Below are 15,661 nucleotides of genomic sequence, written 5' to 3'. Positions count from 1 at the left end.
CAGATTTTTGACGTTCGAAGGAGAAGCCGATGACGAGCTTCAAGGCTGCCTGCGTGCAGATGAACAGCGGCCGATCGGTTGAGGCCAATGTGGAGACTGCCGAGGCGTTGATTCGCGGCGCCGCTGCTGCGGGTGCGGGCTATGTGCTGACGCCGGAGATGACCACTATCCTCGACCGCGACCGCGAGAATCTGCTCGCCTCGATCGGTCCAGAGGATGTGGACCTGTCGCTGCAGCGCTTCCGCGAATTGGCTCGCGAACTCGGCATCCATCTCCATATCGGCTCGATGGCGATCCGCCTGCCCGACGACCATATCGCCAACCGGTCCTTCGTGATCGCGCCCAACGGCGCCATCGTCGGGCGCTACGACAAGATCCACATGTTCGACGTCGATCTCTCGGGCGGCGAGAGCTACCGGGAATCGGCGACCTATCGCGCCGGCGAGACAGCGGTTGTCACCGATCTTCCCTGGACCAAGCTTGGGCTGACGATCTGCTACGACGTGCGCTTTCCTGTGCTTCACCGCACGCTGGCCAAGGCCGGCGCCACCGTGCTGGCAGTTCCCGCCGCCTTCACCAGGAAGACCGGCGAGGCGCATTGGCATGTGCTGCTGCGCGCCCGGGCGATCGAGACCGGGTCCTACATCATCGCGGCGGCGCAGGCCGGCCATCATGAAGATGGCCGCGATACGTTCGGCCACAGCATGATCATCGATCCCTGGGGCAAGATTCTCGCCGAAGCCAGTGGCGATCAGCCGGGCTTCATTGTTGCCGATATCGATCCTGCCTTCGCGCAGTCGGCGCGGCAGGCCATCCCCGCGCTTGCCAACCAGCGCGATTTCGCGCTGCCGGCCATGCCGCAGGTTGGGTCCTTCGTGAACTGACCCCATATCAAGACGCATGATACGCTATGATCTCATCTGCGAGGCCGGCCACGATTTTGATGGCTGGTTTCGTGACGCAGCAGCGTTCGACAAGGCGCTGGCCGCGGGTGCCGTGAGTTGCACGGCCTGCGGCTCGGAGAAAGTCGTGAAGGCGCTGATGGCTCCGGCCGTCGCCACGGCGCGCAAGCGCCAGCAGGCGCAGGACAAGCTGGCGGCTCTCAAGGTGGCCGCGCCCGATCCGCGCCAGGTGGCCCTGTCCGAGATGTTGCGCCAGGTCCGCGCCCATGTCGAAGCGACTGCGGACTATGTCGGCGACCGCTTCGCGGAGGAGGCGCGCAAGATGCACTACGGCGAGACCGAAGCGCATGGCATCTATGGCGAGGCGTCGCCTGCCGAGGCCCATGCCCTCGCCGAGGAGGGCATCGAGGTCCACCCGCTGCCGCGCCTGCCTGAAGAGGGCAACTGAAGGCGGGGCTCAGTCGCGCGTGGCGGCCAGCATGTAGTTGACATCCATGTCACGCGACACTTTCCAGACATCGCGAAGCGGGTCGTAAACAACTCCAGCTTCCGCCGACAATGAGAGTCCGGCTTCGCCGAGCGCCGCTTCCAGCTCCCGCGGCTTGACGAGCTTCTCATAGCTATGCGTGCCGCGCGGCAGCCAGCGCAGCACATACTCCGCGCCCATGATGGCGAGCATGAAGGCCTTTGGGGTGCGGTTGATGGTCGAGAAGACGATCAGCCCACCGGGCCGCACCATGCGGGCGGTCTCGCGCACGAACAGGCCGAGATCGGCCACATGCTCGACGATCTCCATCGCCAGCACGATGTCGAAGCTTTCGCCGGCCTCGGCTAGTGCTTCCGCCGTCGTCGCGCGATAGTCGATGTCGAGCCCGGCATCGCGGGCATGCAGCGCCGCGACGCCGACATTGGTCGCCGATGCATCAGCGCCGACGACCTCCGCACCGAGCCTTGCCATCGGCTCCGACAGAAGGCCGCCTCCGCAGCCGATATCGAGGAGGCGGAGGCCCGAAAGCGCACGTGGATCCTTGGCGTCGCGGGAAAAGCGTCGCGCAGCCTCGTCCTTGATGAATTGGATGCGGATCGGGTTCAGCCGGTGCAGCGGCGCAAACTTGCCGCCCGGCGCCCACCACTCGCTCGCGATAGCCGAAAAATGCGCGATCTCACCGTCATCGACGGTCGTTCTCGTGTCGTTCGCGCTTGCGGGCATTGCGGGCTCCTTTGCGGCAAAGGTCGGTGGCGCGCCGCGCGAAGTCAAGTTCGCCCGCCGCCCGTCCTCATCGGGGCAGGGGACCAAGAATGATGATCGCGTGGCGCTCGGCAGCCGCCACGAAGCCGGCCATATCAGGCGGAACGGGCGCTGCATCCTTCGCGACGCTGGTTTCGGCGATGAAGTCTGCGAAATCGCCTCCGGTCGTCAAGAACAGCAGTCGCGCTGGGCCGTGTCCCTCGACGCGGAAGCCATGCGGCGTTCCGCGCGGGCCAAAGCCAAAGTCGCCGGCTCGGAGCGTGGTGGTGCTGTCGCCGACGATGACAGTGACTGTTCCCTCGATCACATAGAACGATTCGTCTTCAGAATCATGCATATGCCAGGGCGATTCGAAGCCGGACGGAATGATTTGCTCGACCAGGCTGAGGCTGCCGCCGGTGTTGGTGCGGTCGGCCTTGATCCAGGTTGGCAGTCCGAGAAACCTGACTTCGTCGACTTTGGAGGCATGGTCGGAATTGATGTGAACATTCATAACGCGGTCTCCCCGTTCGTCGCCGGTCCCGATAGACAACACGTGGCGACATTGCTATTTTAGCGGAATAAACTTTCCACGAAAACTTGTTCTCGTCAATATGGATGGTCGATGGCCCGCCGCGAATATCGGATGACGGAACGAGCGAAGGCGCGCGACGAGACGCGGGAGCGGATTCTCGCCGCAACAATGCAGTTGCATGACGAGCAGGGTGTCGCCGCGACCTCCTTTGTCGATATCGCCAAGCGCGCCGGGCTCGGCGCGGCAACCGTCTATCGCCACTTCGAAACGCTGGGGGCTCTGGTGAGAGCCTGCGGCGAGCACGTCTGGGCGGAGATGCGCCCGCCGCTTCCAGATCAGGCGCCAGGCCTTTTCGATGCAATCGCCGGGCGGGATGCGCGCTTGCGACGACTGGTCGAGGAACTCGACCGATTCTACGCCCGCGGTGCCCTGCGCCTCGAACGCGCGGTCGCTGATCGCGACCATGTGCCGGAGCTCGATCAGTTTCTGGTGGCCGTCGAAACGGGTGTCGCGTTTTGGGTCGACTATGCGGCCAAGGATCCGGAGCAGCCACATGGAACGCCACCGACGACGATCCGCCGCTTGCTGGCGCTGACCAGCTTCGGCGTCTGGCTTTCGATGGTGCGGGTCGGATTGGGACCGGAGGAGCGCGTCGACCTCCTCGCGCAGGTGCTCGCTTGCGCGATGAAGCCGCGGTCGTGACGGTCGCGTCATTGCCGGCGTTGCCGAGCCGCGCCCGACCCGCTATGAAGGCGCCGCCCGGGGCGGTTGCTTTGCCGGGTGTGTTCCTTTCCCTTCCGCCGCTCGCGCGGAAACTGCCCTTCGAAGGTTGATGATGGCCCGGCTGGTGATGAAATTCGGCGGAACCTCCGTCGCCGATATCGATCGCATCCGCAATGTGGCCCGTCACGTCAAACGCGAGGTCGATGCCGGCTTCGCGGTCGCCGTGGTCGTCTCGGCGATGTCCGGCAAGACCAATGAGCTCGTCGCCTGGACGCGCGCCGCCGCGCCGATGCATGACGCGCGCGAATATGACACCGTCGTCGCCTCTGGCGAACAGGTCACCTCCGGCCTCCTCGCGATCGCGCTGCAGGAAATCGGCGTTAACGCGCGCTCCTGGCAGGGCTGGCAGATCCCGATCCTGACCGATGGCGCCCATGGCGCGGCCCGCATCATGGAGATCGATGGCTCGCGGCTGATCGAACGTATGGCGCAGGGCCAGGTCGCGGTGATTGCAGGCTTCCAGGGCCTCGCACCGGACAACCGGATCGCAACGCTCGGCCGTGGCGGGTCTGATACCAGCGCCGTCGCCATCGCCGCGGCGATCGGCGCGGTTCGCTGCGACATCTATACCGACGTCGACGGTGTCTATACGACCGACCCGCGCATCGTGCCGAAGGCGCGCCGCCTCGATCGCGTCTCGCATGAAGAGATGCTGGAGATGGCCTCGCTCGGCGCCAAGGTGCTGCAGGTTCGCTCCGTTGAACTTGCCATGGTGCATGGCGTCAGGACATTCGTGCGTTCAAGCTTCGACGACCCGGCGGATCCCCGCCTCGCCGACGCCGAAAATCCCCCTGGCACCCTTATTTGCGACGAGGACGAGATCGTGGAAAAGCAGGTTGTCACCGGCATCGCCTATTCCAAGGACGAGGCCCAGATCTCGCTGCGCGAGGTCGCCGACAAGCCGGGCGTCGCCGCCGCCGTCTTCGTGCCGCTCGCCGAGGCGAACATCAATGTCGACATGATCGTGCAGAACGTCTCCGAGGACGGCACAACCACCGACATGACCTTCACTGTCCCGACCTCGGAACTTGAGCGGGCCATGAAGGTGCTGGAAGGCGCGCGTTCGTCGATCGGCTATTCGAGCCTCCAGGGTTCGGGCGATCTGGTGAAGGTGTCGGTGATCGGCATCGGCATGCGCAGCCATGCCGGCGTCGCCGCCTCTGCTTTCCGTGCGCTTGCCGGCAAGAGCATCAATATCCGCGCCATCACGACCTCTGAGATCAAGATTTCGATCCTGATCGACTCGGCCTATACCGAACTGGCGGTTCGGACCCTGCATTCGCTCTACGGCCTCGACGCGGCCTGAGCCGGGTGCCCGCCGAACTTCTCGATAGAGTGTATATTTCAGCCGCAAGTCATGGCACGAGTAGGCTGAAATCGGTCCCGGGGCGACGGGTGAGTCGCTGTACTGGCGCGTTCATGACGCGCTGGGCCTTTGGTTCTTGAAGGAAGGCGGACGATGCGGGGGTCTCTCGCCGGGCCGCGCGTCCTGCTCCGCCGCCTGCGCGAGATCATGGCGGAGCCGATCAGCGCGCAAGACCGGCTCGACAAGATCGTGGCGCAGATCGCGTCCAACATGGTCGCCGAGGTCTGCTCGGTCTATGTGCTGCGCGCCGACGACGTCCTCGAGCTTTACGCGACCGAGGGCCTGAAGCGCGAGGCCGTGCACCATGCCGGACTGCGAGTCGGTCAGGGCCTTGTCGGCCTCATCGCCGCCGAGGCGCGTCCGCTCAACCTGCCGAACGCGCAGAGCCATCCGTCCTTCGCCTATCTGCCCGAGACGGGTGAGGAGATTTACAATGCCTTTCTCGGCGTGCCGATCCTGCGCGCCGGCCGCACGCTCGGCGTGCTGACGGTCCAGAACCGCGCCCATCGCACCTATTTCGACGAGGAAGTCGAAGCGCTGCAGACGACGGCGATGGTCCTCGCCGAGATGATCGCCGTCGGCGAACTGGAAGGTTTGGCCCGACCGGGCACCTCGCTGGACGTCAAGCGGCCGATGTCGATCCGCGGCAGCTCATTGTCCGAGGGCATCGCGCTCGGCCATGTCGTCCTGCATGAGCCGCGCGTCGTCGTTACGGCGCTCATCGCCGAGGACGCGGAGAAGGAGCGGCTGCGCCTCGAGGAAGCGATCGCCCATCTTCGTCTCTCGGTCGACGATATGCTGTCGCGCGATGATATTGCGCTGGCCGGCGAGCATCGCGAGATCCTCGAGGCCTACAGGATGTTCGCCTATGACCGCGGCTGGGCGCGGCGCATGGACGAGGCGATCCAGAACGGCCTCAGCGCCGAGGCGGCCGTGGAGAAGGTGCAAAGCGATACGCGGGCACGGCTGCTGCGCCAGACCGATCCGTACCTTCGCGAACGGCTGCACGATTTCGACGACCTCGCCAATCGCCTGCTGCGCGAGCTAATGGGCAAGGGCGCGGCATTCGATCGCAAGGAAATGCCGAAGGACAGCATCGTCGTCGCGCGCAACATGGGCGCAGCCGAGCTGCTCGACTATGACCGCAACCGCCTGCGTGGCCTCGTGCTGGAAGAGGGTGGTCCGACCAGCCATGTGACGATCGTGGCGCGGGCGCTCGGCATCGCAACGATCGGCCGGGCGACGAATGTCGTCTCGCTGGTCGAGAACGGCGATGCCATGATCCTCGACGCCGATACCGGCGAGGCGCATATCCGACCCCCGGCCGATGTCGAGGCTTCCTATGGCGAGAAGGTGCGCTTCCGCGCCAAGCGCCAGGCGCAGTATCGGCTGCTGCGACACAAGCCGGCCGTGACGCGTGACGGCGTGCGCATCGGCCTCAACATGAATGCCGGCCTGCTGGTCGACCTGCCGCATCTGGCCGAGGCCGGCGCGGAAGGGATCGGCCTCTTCCGTACCGAACTGCAGTTCATGGTGGCCTCGACCATGCCGCGGATGAACGCGCAGACGCAGCTCTATGCCTCCGTGCTCGCGGCGAGCGGCGAGCGGCCGGTTACCTTTCGCACGCTGGATATCGGCGGCGACAAGGTGCTGCCTTATATGCGCAGCCACCCGGAAGAAAATCCGGCGCTCGGCTGGCGCGCGATCCGCCTCGGCCTCGATCGGCCGGCCTTGCTACGCATGCAGCTCCGCGCCCTCATCCGGGCCGGCGCCGGCCATGAATTGCGGATCATGCTGCCGATGGTCACGGAGGTGGCCGAGATCGAGCAGGCGCGCGCTTTGCTCGACCGCGAGGTCGAGCATGCCCGTCGGCACGGGCATGAATTGCCCTCGCGCATCCTGCTCGGCTCGATGGTCGAGGTTCCGGCGCTGCTGTTCCAGCTCGAGGCATTGATGGCGGCCGTCGATTTCGTGTCGGTCGGCTCTAATGACCTGTTGCAGTACATGACGGCGAGCGATCGTGGAAACACGCTGGTTGCGAGCCGATTCGACCCGATTTCGCGTCATTTTCTGCGGGCACTGCGGGCGATCGTCACCGCTGCCGATGCGGCGGGCAAGCCCGTGACGCTGTGTGGCGAGATCGCCGGACGTCCGCTCGCCGCCCTGGCGCTGGTCGGCATCGGCTTCCGCTCGCTGTCGATGTCGGCCGCCTCGATCGGCCCGATCAAGGCGATGCTCCTGGCGCTCGACATCACCAAACTCAACGCGCTTCTCGATCCGCTTCTCGCCCAGAACGGCGCCGAGGACGGCATTGCGGAAGCGCTGCGCGGCTTTGCCGCTGACCAAGGCGTACCGATATAACCGAAATGCTTCCGACCGGTCTCCCTTGGGACAAGATCGACCAGCTCGTCACGCGCGCTGAGATCATCGATCAGAAACTCGCCTCGACCAGTGACGGGGAGGAGCTGGTGCGCCTCTCGAAGGAGCGTGCCGAGCTTTCCGAGATCGTCGATACCGTCGGCCGCCTCAAGGCGGTGGCCGCGGAGCGCGCGGCGCTCGACGAACTGGCCAGCGATCCGGAGATGGCGGCGCTTGCCGACGAGGAGCGGCCGCAGCTCGACGCCGAGATCGAGCGGCTGGTCCAGACTGTAAGGCTGCTGCTGCTGCCGAAGGATGCGGCCGACGAGAAGAGTGCGATTCTCGAAATCCGCGCCGGCACCGGCGGCGACGAGGCCGCCCTGTTCGCGGGCGATCTCTTCCGCATGTATCAGCGCTATGCGGCGCTGCATGGCTGGAAGGTCGAAGTGCTCTCGGAGAGTGAGGGCGAGGCCGGTGGCTTCAAGGAAATCATCGCGAATGTCAGCGGCCGCGGGGTGTTCGCGCGGCTGAAATACGAGTCGGGCGTGCATCGCGTCCAGCGCGTGCCGGCGACCGAGGCGAGCGGCCGCATCCATACCTCCGCCGCGACGGTGGCCGTTCTGCCGGAAGCGGAGGATGTCGATATCGCGCTGAAGGCCGAGGACATCCGGATCGACACGACGCGCGCCTCCTCGGCTGGCGGCCAGCACGCCAACACGACCGACACCGCCGTTCGTATCACCCATGTGCCGACCGGAACGGTGATCGTCGTCGCCGGCCGTTCGCAGCATCAGAATCGGGCGCAGGCGATGCAGATCCTGCGTGCCCGCCTTTTCGAGGACGAGCGTGCCCGACTCGACAGCGAACGTGCGGCCGACCGTCGCGGCCAGGTCGGGTCCGGCGATCGCTCCGAGCGCATCCGGACGTATAATTTTCCGCAAGGCCGCGTCACGGACCATCGCATCAACCTGACGCTCTACAAGCTCGAGCAGGTGGTCTCCGGCGAAGCGCTCGACGAGGTCATCGGACCGTTGATCACCGAGCACCAGGCGAGCCTGCTCGCGGCGCTCGATCGATGAGCGGCGACGCGGTCACGCTCGGAGCCCTCCGACGCCTGGCCGCCAAGCGCCTCGCCGAAGCGGAGACGGTCGATACGCCCGCTCTCGATGCCCGCATCCTGATTGCATCCGTCGTCGGGATGGCGCCGAACGAACTGGTGCTTGCCGACTACCGTGCCGTCTCGATGGAGGAGATCACGCGGATCGACGCGCTGCTGGAACGCCGCGCGGCGGGCGAGCCCGTTGCGCGGATCATCGGTGCGCGCGAGTTCTGGGGTCTCTCGTTCCGCCTTGAAGCCGAGACGCTGGTGCCGCGACCCGATTCGGAGACGGTGATCGAGGCAGCGCTTGGCTTTGTCGACCGAACCGGAGGGCGGGACCGCCCCTTGCGGCTCATCGATATCGGCACAGGCAGCGGCGCGCTGCTGATCGCGCTTCTTTCCGAATTGCCGAATGCGATCGGTCTCGGCATCGATCTGTCGGTAGGGGCCGCCCGGGCGGCACGGGCCAATGCCGCCCGGCTCGGGGTTGGCCGGCGCAGCCTCTTCGTCAGCGGTTATTTCGCCGAATCGGCGCGACAGGCTGATGTTGTCGTGAGCAATCCTCCCTATATAGAGAGTGCAGTGATCGCGACGCTGCCAGCCGAGGTGCGGGATTTTGACCCTCGCCTTGCCCTCGACGGCGGTGTTGACGGCCTCGACGCCTATCGCGCGATCATCCCGACCCTGACGCGACTTCTCGATCCAGGCGGGGCCGCTTTCCTGGAGATCGGTTTCGACCAGGGCGATGTTGTCCGACGCCTCGCTGAAGACGCCGGATTCGACGCGGCCATGCATCGCGATCTCTCCGGGCATGATCGCGTCGTCGAAGTCTCGCGGGGTCTACTGGAGGGCGGCACAGTGGCGCTCTAGGGCTGCGATGAAATCTCCGCTTGGAAAACCGGAGCGAAACAGCTAGCTTCCGAGCCGCCGCAGATGGATTTGATGCGCTTCCCGACGAAATGGCGTCAGCCATATACGGGAGCTGCGCGGCGGAGGCCGCCAGATGGCCTGCGGGTCTGAACGGGGTCCGACCCAGATCTGGTTGTCACGGATGTCATCTCTGCTCGGCGCGGCACGATGCACTGATCCTGCCTCATGAACGTTCACCCGCATCAGCTTTTCGCGAGCCATGCGGGCGAGGCGTTCTTCTGTGAGGCTCGATCGAAGGATGCCGATGCACCTATCGCCGATTCCGGCGTCGCGGCTTTAGACCGTGACGGCCCAGTCGACGGGTTTGCCGACCGGCTTTGATGCCGTTCGTTGACGCGATTTGACCTTCGAGGGTCACGGAAGAGAAAACTCATGCGACCAGGACAGCAGAACAATAATAATAACAATAACAAACGGATGCGCGGGAGGAACCGCAAGGGACCCAATCCGCTCACCCGTTCCTATGAGAGCAACGGCCCGGATGTAAAGATCCGCGGCACTGCGCTCCATATTGCCGAAAAATACGTGACGCTGGCGCGTGATGCGCAGTCGTCGGGCGACCGCGTGATGGCCGAAAGCTATCTGCAGCACGCCGAGCACTATTTCCGCCTGATCGCCGCTGCGCAGGCGCAGACGCAGACCCCGGGCCAGAATGCGCCCTTCTTCCGGACCGACCAGGACGATGATGGTCTGGACGAAGAGGATGATCGCTTCAGCGACCGCTTCGGCCAACATGATCGAGGACAGGAGGGTGAAGGCCAGCAGGCCTTCGGCCAGAATGATCCGCAGCCCTTCGTCAACGGAAATGGCAATGGAAATGGCAGCGGCCATTACCAGAACGGCCAGAATAACCAGAGCGGCAATCAGGGTGGTGGTCAGCGCGAGCGTGGCGAGCGGCAGGATTTCCGCTCCGACAACCGCGATCGTGACAACAACCGCGACCGTGGAGACAATCGCGACCGTCAGGAGCCGCGCCAGGATGCTCGTCCCGAAGGCGAGCGCACCGACAATCGCGGTGGCGAGCGCCAGGACAATCGCGGCGAACGTCCGTTCCGCCAGAATCGCGAAGGCCGCGGCGAGCGCCGCGAGCGGGGCGATCGGCAGGACCGTTCGATGCTGCCGCGCTTCGTGACGGGCGAGCCTGTCGAAGCGCAGCCGGCACCGGCTCCGGCTCCGGCCCCGGTCGCTGCTGAGGCACCGCGCCCTGTCGACCTGGCATCGGCGCCGCAGCCCGTCGCCGAATATGTCGCGGCCGAGCCGGTTGTCTCAGCGCCGCCAGCGCCGACGCCAGTTCCGGCTCCGGCTGCGGCTCCGTCCGAGCCCGCTGAGATTGCCGCGACGCCGGCCGAAGAGTCCGCGCCTGCTGCCGACGAAGAGGGCTTCCGCCCGCGCCGCCGCCGCACAACGCGCGCACGGACACGCCGCGCCGACGACGCCGAACCGACGCTGGACATCGCGCCCGTCGCCGAGGACTGATCGGAGACGCGGCCTGGGTTGGTCTTTATGAGAAGGTGATGGCCGGGATTTCCCGGCCATTTTCGTTTCGACCTCCGCCGAGCCATGGCCGCGCCGGCTCTTCACAAAAAGCCTGGGCCCCCTCTTCCTGTTGCTATAGTGTCACACCATATTCGTGATGCCGGCGGGTCAGATGATCGCCGGTGGGCCGGGCCGACATGATCGGCCGGCTCATTCCAGAACGATCGGCTGCGCTTCGTGTTTGAAGGCGTCGATACGGGCCAGGAGGGACGATTTTGAATTTTGAGAATTATTCCGAGCGCGCCAAAGGCTTCATCCAGTCGGCCCAGACGCTGGCGCTGACGCGTGGACACCAGCAGTTTGCGCCCGAGCATCTTTTGAAGGTTCTGCTCGACGACGAGGAGGGCCTTGCCGGCGGTCTCATCGACAGCGCCGGTGGACGCTCGCGCGATGCGCTTGCCGCCACCGAACGCCTGCTTGCCGCCATACCGAGCGTTTCCGGCGGTGGCGCCGGCCAGCTTTATCTTGCCGCGCCGCTCGCCAAGGTGTTCGAGCAGGCGGAACAGCTTGCCAAGAAGGCCGGCGACAGCTTCGTCACGGTTGAGCGGCTGTTGCTGGCGCTCGCGCTCGAAAAGGACGCCAAGACCGCGCAGGTGCTAAAGGATGCCGGCGTTACGCCCGTTGGCCTCAATCGCGCGATCGAGGCGTTGCGCCAGGGCCGCACGGCCGATTCGGCGGGTGCCGAAGGCCAGTATGACGCGCTGAAGAAATATGCCCGCGACCTGACGCAGGTGGCGCGCGACGGCAAGCTTGACCCGGTCATCGGACGCGACGACGAGATTCGCCGCACCATTCAGGTCCTGTCGCGCCGCACGAAGAACAATCCGGTGCTGATCGGTGAGCCGGGCGTCGGAAAGACGGCCATCGCAGAGGGTCTCGCGCTGCGCATCGTCAATGGCGACGTGCCGGAAAGCCTGCGTGACAAGCGCCTTCTGGCGCTCGACATGGGTTCGTTGATCGCCGGCGCCAAATATCGGGGTGAGTTCGAAGAGCGCCTTAAGGCCGTGCTTTCGGAGGTGACCGCGGCCAATGGCGGCATCATCCTGTTCATCGACGAGATGCACACGCTGGTCGGAGCAGGCAAAGCGGACGGGGCGATGGACGCCTCGAACCTCCTGAAGCCGGCGCTGGCCCGCGGCGAGCTGCACTGCGTCGGAGCCACTACGCTCGACGAGTATCGCAAGCATGTCGAGAAGGATGCGGCGCTCGCCCGGCGCTTCCAGCCGATCTTCGTCGGCGAGCCCACGGTCGAGGATACGATCTCGATCCTGCGCGGCATCAAGGAGAAATATGAGCTGCATCACGGCGTTCGGATCACCGATTCGGCGCTGGTTGCGGCCGCGACGCTCTCCAATCGCTACATCACCGACCGTTTCTTGCCGGATAAGGCGATCGACCTTGTCGACGAGGCCTCGGCGCGGCTGCGTATGCAGGTCGATTCGAAGCCGGAGGCGCTTGACGAGCTCGATCGCCGCATCATCCAGCTGAAGATCGAGCGCGAGGCGCTGAAGAAGGAGACGGACCAGGCATCCAAGGATCGGCTTGAGCGGCTCGAGAAGGAGCTTACCGACCTTGAAGAGGAATCGGCCGCCTTTACGCAGCGCTGGCAGACCGAGAAGGACAAGCTCAACTCGGCCCAGAAGCTGAAGGAGCAACTCGACCAAGCGCGCAGCGACCTCGAAAAGGCGCAGCGGACCGGCGACCTCGCGAAAGCCGGTGAGCTGGCCTATGGCACCATCCCGGCCCTTGAGCGCCAGCTCGTCACGGCCGAGAACGCCCAGACCGGCGCGATGATGGAAGAGGCGGTGACGCCCGAGCATGTCGCACAGATCGTCGCCCGCTGGACCGGTGTTCCGGTCGACAAGATGTTGGAGGGTGAGCGCGACAAGCTGCTCCGCATGGAGGACGATCTCGCCAAGCGCGTCGTCGGCCAGGCCGAGGCTGTTCATGCCGTATCGACCGCCGTCCGCCGTGCGCGCGCCGGGCTGCAGGATCCGAACCGGCCGATCGGCTCGTTCATGTTCCTCGGACCGACCGGCGTCGGCAAGACAGAGCTGACCAAGGCGCTCGCCTCGTTCCTGTTCGACGACGAGAGCGCGATGGTGCGCATCGACATGTCGGAATTCATGGAGAAGCACTCCGTGTCCCGGCTGATCGGCGCACCGCCCGGCTATGTCGGCTATGAGGAAGGCGGCGCTCTGACCGAGGCGGTGCGGCGGCGGCCCTATCAGATCGTCCTGTTCGACGAGATCGAGAAGGCGCATCCGGACGTGTTCAACGTCCTCCTGCAGGTGCTCGACGACGGGCGGCTGACGGACGGGCAGGGGCGGACGGTCGACTTCAAGAACACGCTGATCGTCATGACATCCAATCTCGGCGCCGAATACCTCGCCAATCTCAGGGATGACGAGGATGTCGATGCGGTGCGCGAGCAGGTCATGGCGGTGGTGCGTGGCCACTTCCGGCCGGAATTCCTGAACCGGCTCGACGACATCATCCTCTTCCACCGCTTGAAGCGGTCGGAGATGGGGCGGATCGTCGAAATCCAGCTGAAGCGGCTTCAGGCTCTGCTCGCCGACCGCAAGGTGACGCTCGATCTCGACGAGACGGCACGGGCCTGGCTGGCCGAGAAGGGCTACGACCCGGCTTATGGCGCGCGCCCGCTGAAGCGCGTCATCCAGCGCTATGTCCAGGATCCACTGGCCGACAAGATATTGGCCGGCGAAATCCCGGACAGCTCGACGGTGAAGATCACCGCCGGGACCGACAAGCTGCTGTTCCTGCCGCGCACAGCGGAAACGGCGCGCGCCGCATAGGCCTCCGCCGCGAGACGAGGCCTTGTCATGTCCTCGTGCCGGTATGTTCAAAGCCGCGCCGGCGTCCGGACAATCCGGGCGCCGGCGCAGTTCTTTTTGGTTGGGATTTCCGTCTGTCGACGCGATTGCTATCGTCGCTCCGGGAATGCGGAAGGCGAGAGGCGATGATCGGCAGAGCGGCGGCGATTTGTTTCGGCGTCTTCCTCGCGGCCAGCTGCAGCGCGGCTGTCGCGGCGGAGAATGATTGCGGCAGCGAGCCTTGCGCGGGCGGGCCATGGTTGTCGCTGGCCGGAAACTGGCGCTTCCAGTCTGCCATCGCGCAATGGAGCGTCGCGGTCGACGAAGACGGCCGGTTTCATGCAGAAGGACCGCGGAGCGTCACGATCGGCGGTGAAAAGGCGAGCTACGTCTCCACCCTCTCCGGCACGATCAGCCACGACCACGTCGCGCTGTCGATCAAGGCCGACCAGTTCTCGCTGCCGAACTTCGTGCCCGGACCAGCCACGATCTGTACCGGCGTGCCGGCCGGTCCGGGCCGCTACGAAGGCAGCTGTGCCAATGGCAAGCAGCGCCTTGCCTTCGCTTTCATCCGCGAAGGCGCGGCGGCACCCTGAGCCATCGGTCGCCTTAGTTGGTGGTTTCGTCGCTACTGGCGGCGGCGAGTTTCGAGCCGGCTGGCGCGCCGAGCAGCGCATCGATACGCGTCTTCTCGGATTTGAAATCGGCCAGCATCTCACCCTGCAGCACGCGGCCGCGCGGCAGGCGCACCCGCAGCGGATCGACCGGCTTGTCGTTGATACGGACTTCGTAGTGGAGATGCGGTCCGGTCGAGAGGCCGGTCGAACCGACATAGCCGATGATCTGGCCTTGACGCACCTTCACGCCGGGGCGGATGTTGCGCGCGATGGACGACTGGTGGCCGTAAGCCGTCTCATAGCCGTTGGTATGCCGGATCAGCGTGAAATTGCCATAGCCGGACGACCAGCCGGCCTTTTCCACGACGCCATTGCCCGCCGCCATGATCGGCGTTCCGCGCGGCGCCGCCCAGTCGACGCCTGGATGCAGCCGCACATAGCCGAGAATCGGATGGCGGCGATAGCCAAAGGGCGAGCGAACGATGCCGACATTCATCGGCTTGCGGACGAGGAACTTCTTGGCGCTGCGTCCGTCCTCGTCGAAATAGTCGACGACGCCGTCATCGGGCGAGCGGTAGCGGTAATAGCGCTTGGTCACGCCGTCGAGCGTGATTGAAACATAGAGGATTTCGTCGTCGGCATCGCTCGCGCCATCCTCGGGCAGCGAGTGGAACACCTCGATGCTGTCGCCGGGGGAAACACGCGACTGAAAATCGACGTCATAGGAGAGGATCCGCACCAGCTCCGTGATCAAGGGCTCGGGGATCTGCTGCTCGCGCGCCGTCTCATACAGCGAATCGTAGAGATTGGGCATCGGGCCGGCATCGTCGGGCGAGGGCGCGTCGGCCGTATCGAATTCGGCATCGGTGGAGCTTTCCGGCTCGTCGGCACGTACGAAGCTGTCGTCGTCGCGGCGGGCGACGGTCGCCTGATGCACACCCTGATCATAGAGCGAGACGCGCAGCGCGCGCACCGCGTCGCCTTCCCGCGCAACGAGAAGGCGCAGTTTCTGGCCGATCTTCAGATCGCTGAGATCGACAAGGCCCGACATGGCCGAGACGATCGCGGTCGCGTCGCTGTCGTTGATGCCGTTTTCGCCCAGCACGGCCTGCAGCGGCTCCTTCTTATCGACCGAGGCAATCTGCTCTTCGGTCTCGCTGGCCGGGGCTGATTTCGCCACGAAGGAGACATTCTCCGGCACGATCTTGACGCCGAGCGCCGCGAAGGGATCGGCGCTGGTGTCGCCGAAGCTGAAGCGCTCCGGATCGACATAGGGCATGGCCGCGATGGCACCAGGGCCGGCTGCCGGCGCGATGGCCCGCGCGGCTTCTTCAGCTTCGGCGACCGTTATGACGGCTTCGTCCTTGGCTGCCGGTTCTCCGAGCGGGAACGGACTGACCTTCACGGAGACTTCGCCTTCGACGTCGGCGCCGTAGATCTGCTCCTGGCCAGCGACCGGCGGCGGCGCGGCAT

At 65.4% G+C, this 15,661-nt stretch carries 13 protein-coding genes (1 of these 13 cut by a window edge); 10 read left to right on the top strand and 3 right to left on the bottom strand.

Annotation, left to right across the window (positions count from 1 at the left end; all coding sequences use genetic code 11):
• Window positions 1-29 precede the first annotated feature (29 nt).
• Both BUB39_RS22770 and BUB39_RS22765 read left to right on the top strand, forming a co-directional pair.
• Window positions 30-884, top strand: coding sequence for a carbon-nitrogen hydrolase family protein (locus BUB39_RS22770; protein WP_073058305.1), 855 nt, complete (start codon window positions 30-32; stop codon window positions 882-884).
• Between the two features lie 16 nt (window positions 885-900).
• The gene (locus BUB39_RS22765; protein WP_073058303.1) at window positions 901-1,350 is read left to right on the top strand and encodes a DUF1178 family protein; all 450 of its coding nucleotides are present in this window, start codon (window positions 901-903) and stop codon (window positions 1,348-1,350) included.
• Window positions 1,351-1,359: 9 nt separating this feature from the next.
• On the opposite strand, the gene ubiG is transcribed toward BUB39_RS22765, so the two are convergent.
• Together ubiG and BUB39_RS22755 are read right to left on the bottom strand one after the other, a co-directional pair.
• Window positions 1,360-2,112 carry a bifunctional 2-polyprenyl-6-hydroxyphenol methylase/3-demethylubiquinol 3-O-methyltransferase UbiG gene (gene ubiG, locus BUB39_RS22760; protein ID WP_073058301.1) on the bottom strand — a complete coding sequence of 251 codons (753 nt, stop codon included), beginning with the start codon at window positions 2,110-2,112 and terminating at the stop codon, window positions 1,360-1,362.
• Between the two features lie 67 nt (window positions 2,113-2,179).
• Window positions 2,180-2,644, bottom strand: a complete 465-nt coding sequence (locus tag BUB39_RS22755; RefSeq protein ID WP_073058300.1) for a cupin domain-containing protein — start codon at window positions 2,642-2,644, stop codon at window positions 2,180-2,182.
• 111 nt (window positions 2,645-2,755) lie between these two features.
• On the opposite strand from BUB39_RS22755, the gene BUB39_RS22750 reads away from it, so the two are divergent.
• The 8 genes from BUB39_RS22750 to BUB39_RS22715 all read left to right on the top strand — a co-directional run bounded on the left by BUB39_RS22750 (window position 2,756) and on the right by BUB39_RS22715 (window position 14,167).
• Window positions 2,756-3,367, top strand: coding sequence for a TetR/AcrR family transcriptional regulator (locus tag BUB39_RS22750; RefSeq protein ID WP_073058299.1), 612 nt, complete (start codon window positions 2,756-2,758; stop codon window positions 3,365-3,367).
• Between the two features lie 133 nt (window positions 3,368-3,500).
• Window positions 3,501-4,754: an aspartate kinase gene (locus tag BUB39_RS22745; RefSeq protein ID WP_073058441.1), complete on the top strand. Its 1,254-nt coding sequence runs from the start codon at window positions 3,501-3,503 to the stop codon at window positions 4,752-4,754.
• 153 nt (window positions 4,755-4,907) lie between these two features.
• Complete coding sequence (gene ptsP, locus BUB39_RS22740) at window positions 4,908-7,175, top strand: phosphoenolpyruvate--protein phosphotransferase (protein WP_073058297.1); 2,268 nt, start codon at window positions 4,908-4,910, stop codon at window positions 7,173-7,175.
• Window positions 7,176-7,180: 5 nt separating this feature from the next.
• The gene (gene prfA, locus BUB39_RS22735; RefSeq protein WP_073058295.1) at window positions 7,181-8,251 is read left to right on the top strand and encodes a peptide chain release factor 1; all 1,071 of its coding nucleotides are present in this window, start codon (window positions 7,181-7,183) and stop codon (window positions 8,249-8,251) included.
• Window positions 8,248-9,141, top strand: coding sequence for a peptide chain release factor N(5)-glutamine methyltransferase (gene prmC / locus BUB39_RS22730; RefSeq protein ID WP_073058293.1), 894 nt, complete (start codon window positions 8,248-8,250; stop codon window positions 9,139-9,141). The genes prfA and prmC overlap by 4 nt, the downstream gene beginning before the upstream one ends.
• Before the next feature lie 432 nt (window positions 9,142-9,573).
• Window positions 9,574-10,677, top strand: a complete 1,104-nt coding sequence (locus BUB39_RS22725) for a DUF4167 domain-containing protein (protein WP_073058291.1) — start codon at window positions 9,574-9,576, stop codon at window positions 10,675-10,677.
• A 275-nt stretch (window positions 10,678-10,952) separates the two neighbouring features.
• The gene (clpB, locus tag BUB39_RS22720) at window positions 10,953-13,553 is read left to right on the top strand and encodes an ATP-dependent chaperone ClpB (protein ID WP_073058289.1); all 2,601 of its coding nucleotides are present in this window, start codon (window positions 10,953-10,955) and stop codon (window positions 13,551-13,553) included.
• 164 nt (window positions 13,554-13,717) lie between these two features.
• Entirely contained in the window at window positions 13,718-14,167 is a 450-nt protein-coding gene (locus tag BUB39_RS22715; protein WP_073058287.1) for a hypothetical protein, read from the top strand.
• Window positions 14,168-14,180: 13 nt separating this feature from the next.
• Here the strand turns inward: BUB39_RS22715 and BUB39_RS22710 are convergent, their stop codons facing one another.
• Window positions 14,181-15,661: the 3' portion of a M23 family metallopeptidase gene (locus BUB39_RS22710; RefSeq protein ID WP_139251595.1), read on the bottom strand. 643 nt of this gene lie beyond the right edge of the window; only the last 1,481 of its 2,124 coding nucleotides appear in the window; the start codon falls outside the window, past its right edge; the stop codon is at window positions 14,181-14,183.

The sequence above is a fragment of the Kaistia soli DSM 19436 genome, assembly GCF_900129325.1.
GTDB lineage: Bacteria > Pseudomonadota > Alphaproteobacteria > Rhizobiales > Kaistiaceae > Kaistia > Kaistia soli.
The sequence above is the reverse complement of the archived record's forward strand: the minus strand, read 5'-3'. Positions and strand labels throughout refer to the sequence as shown.

Coding starts and splice junctions, on each gene's coding strand:
- BUB39_RS22770 (WP_073058305.1), top strand. CDS start 30: ATGACGAGCTTCAAGGCTGCCTGCGTGCAGATGAACAGCGGCCGATCG.
- BUB39_RS22765 (WP_073058303.1), top strand. CDS start 901: ATGATACGCTATGATCTCATCTGCGAGGCCGGCCACGATTTTGATGGC.
- ubiG (WP_073058301.1), bottom strand. CDS start 2,112: ATGCCCGCAAGCGCGAACGACACGAGAACGACCGTCGATGACGGTGAG.
- BUB39_RS22755 (WP_073058300.1), bottom strand. CDS start 2,644: ATGAATGTTCACATCAATTCCGACCATGCCTCCAAAGTCGACGAAGTC.
- BUB39_RS22750 (WP_073058299.1), top strand. CDS start 2,756: ATGGCCCGCCGCGAATATCGGATGACGGAACGAGCGAAGGCGCGCGAC.
- BUB39_RS22745 (WP_073058441.1), top strand. CDS start 3,501: ATGGCCCGGCTGGTGATGAAATTCGGCGGAACCTCCGTCGCCGATATC.
- ptsP (WP_073058297.1), top strand. CDS start 4,908: ATGCGGGGGTCTCTCGCCGGGCCGCGCGTCCTGCTCCGCCGCCTGCGC.
- prfA (WP_073058295.1), top strand. CDS start 7,181: ATGCTTCCGACCGGTCTCCCTTGGGACAAGATCGACCAGCTCGTCACG.
- prmC (WP_073058293.1), top strand. CDS start 8,248: ATGAGCGGCGACGCGGTCACGCTCGGAGCCCTCCGACGCCTGGCCGCC.
- BUB39_RS22725 (WP_073058291.1), top strand. CDS start 9,574: ATGCGACCAGGACAGCAGAACAATAATAATAACAATAACAAACGGATG.
- BUB39_RS22715 (WP_073058287.1), top strand. CDS start 13,718: ATGATCGGCAGAGCGGCGGCGATTTGTTTCGGCGTCTTCCTCGCGGCC.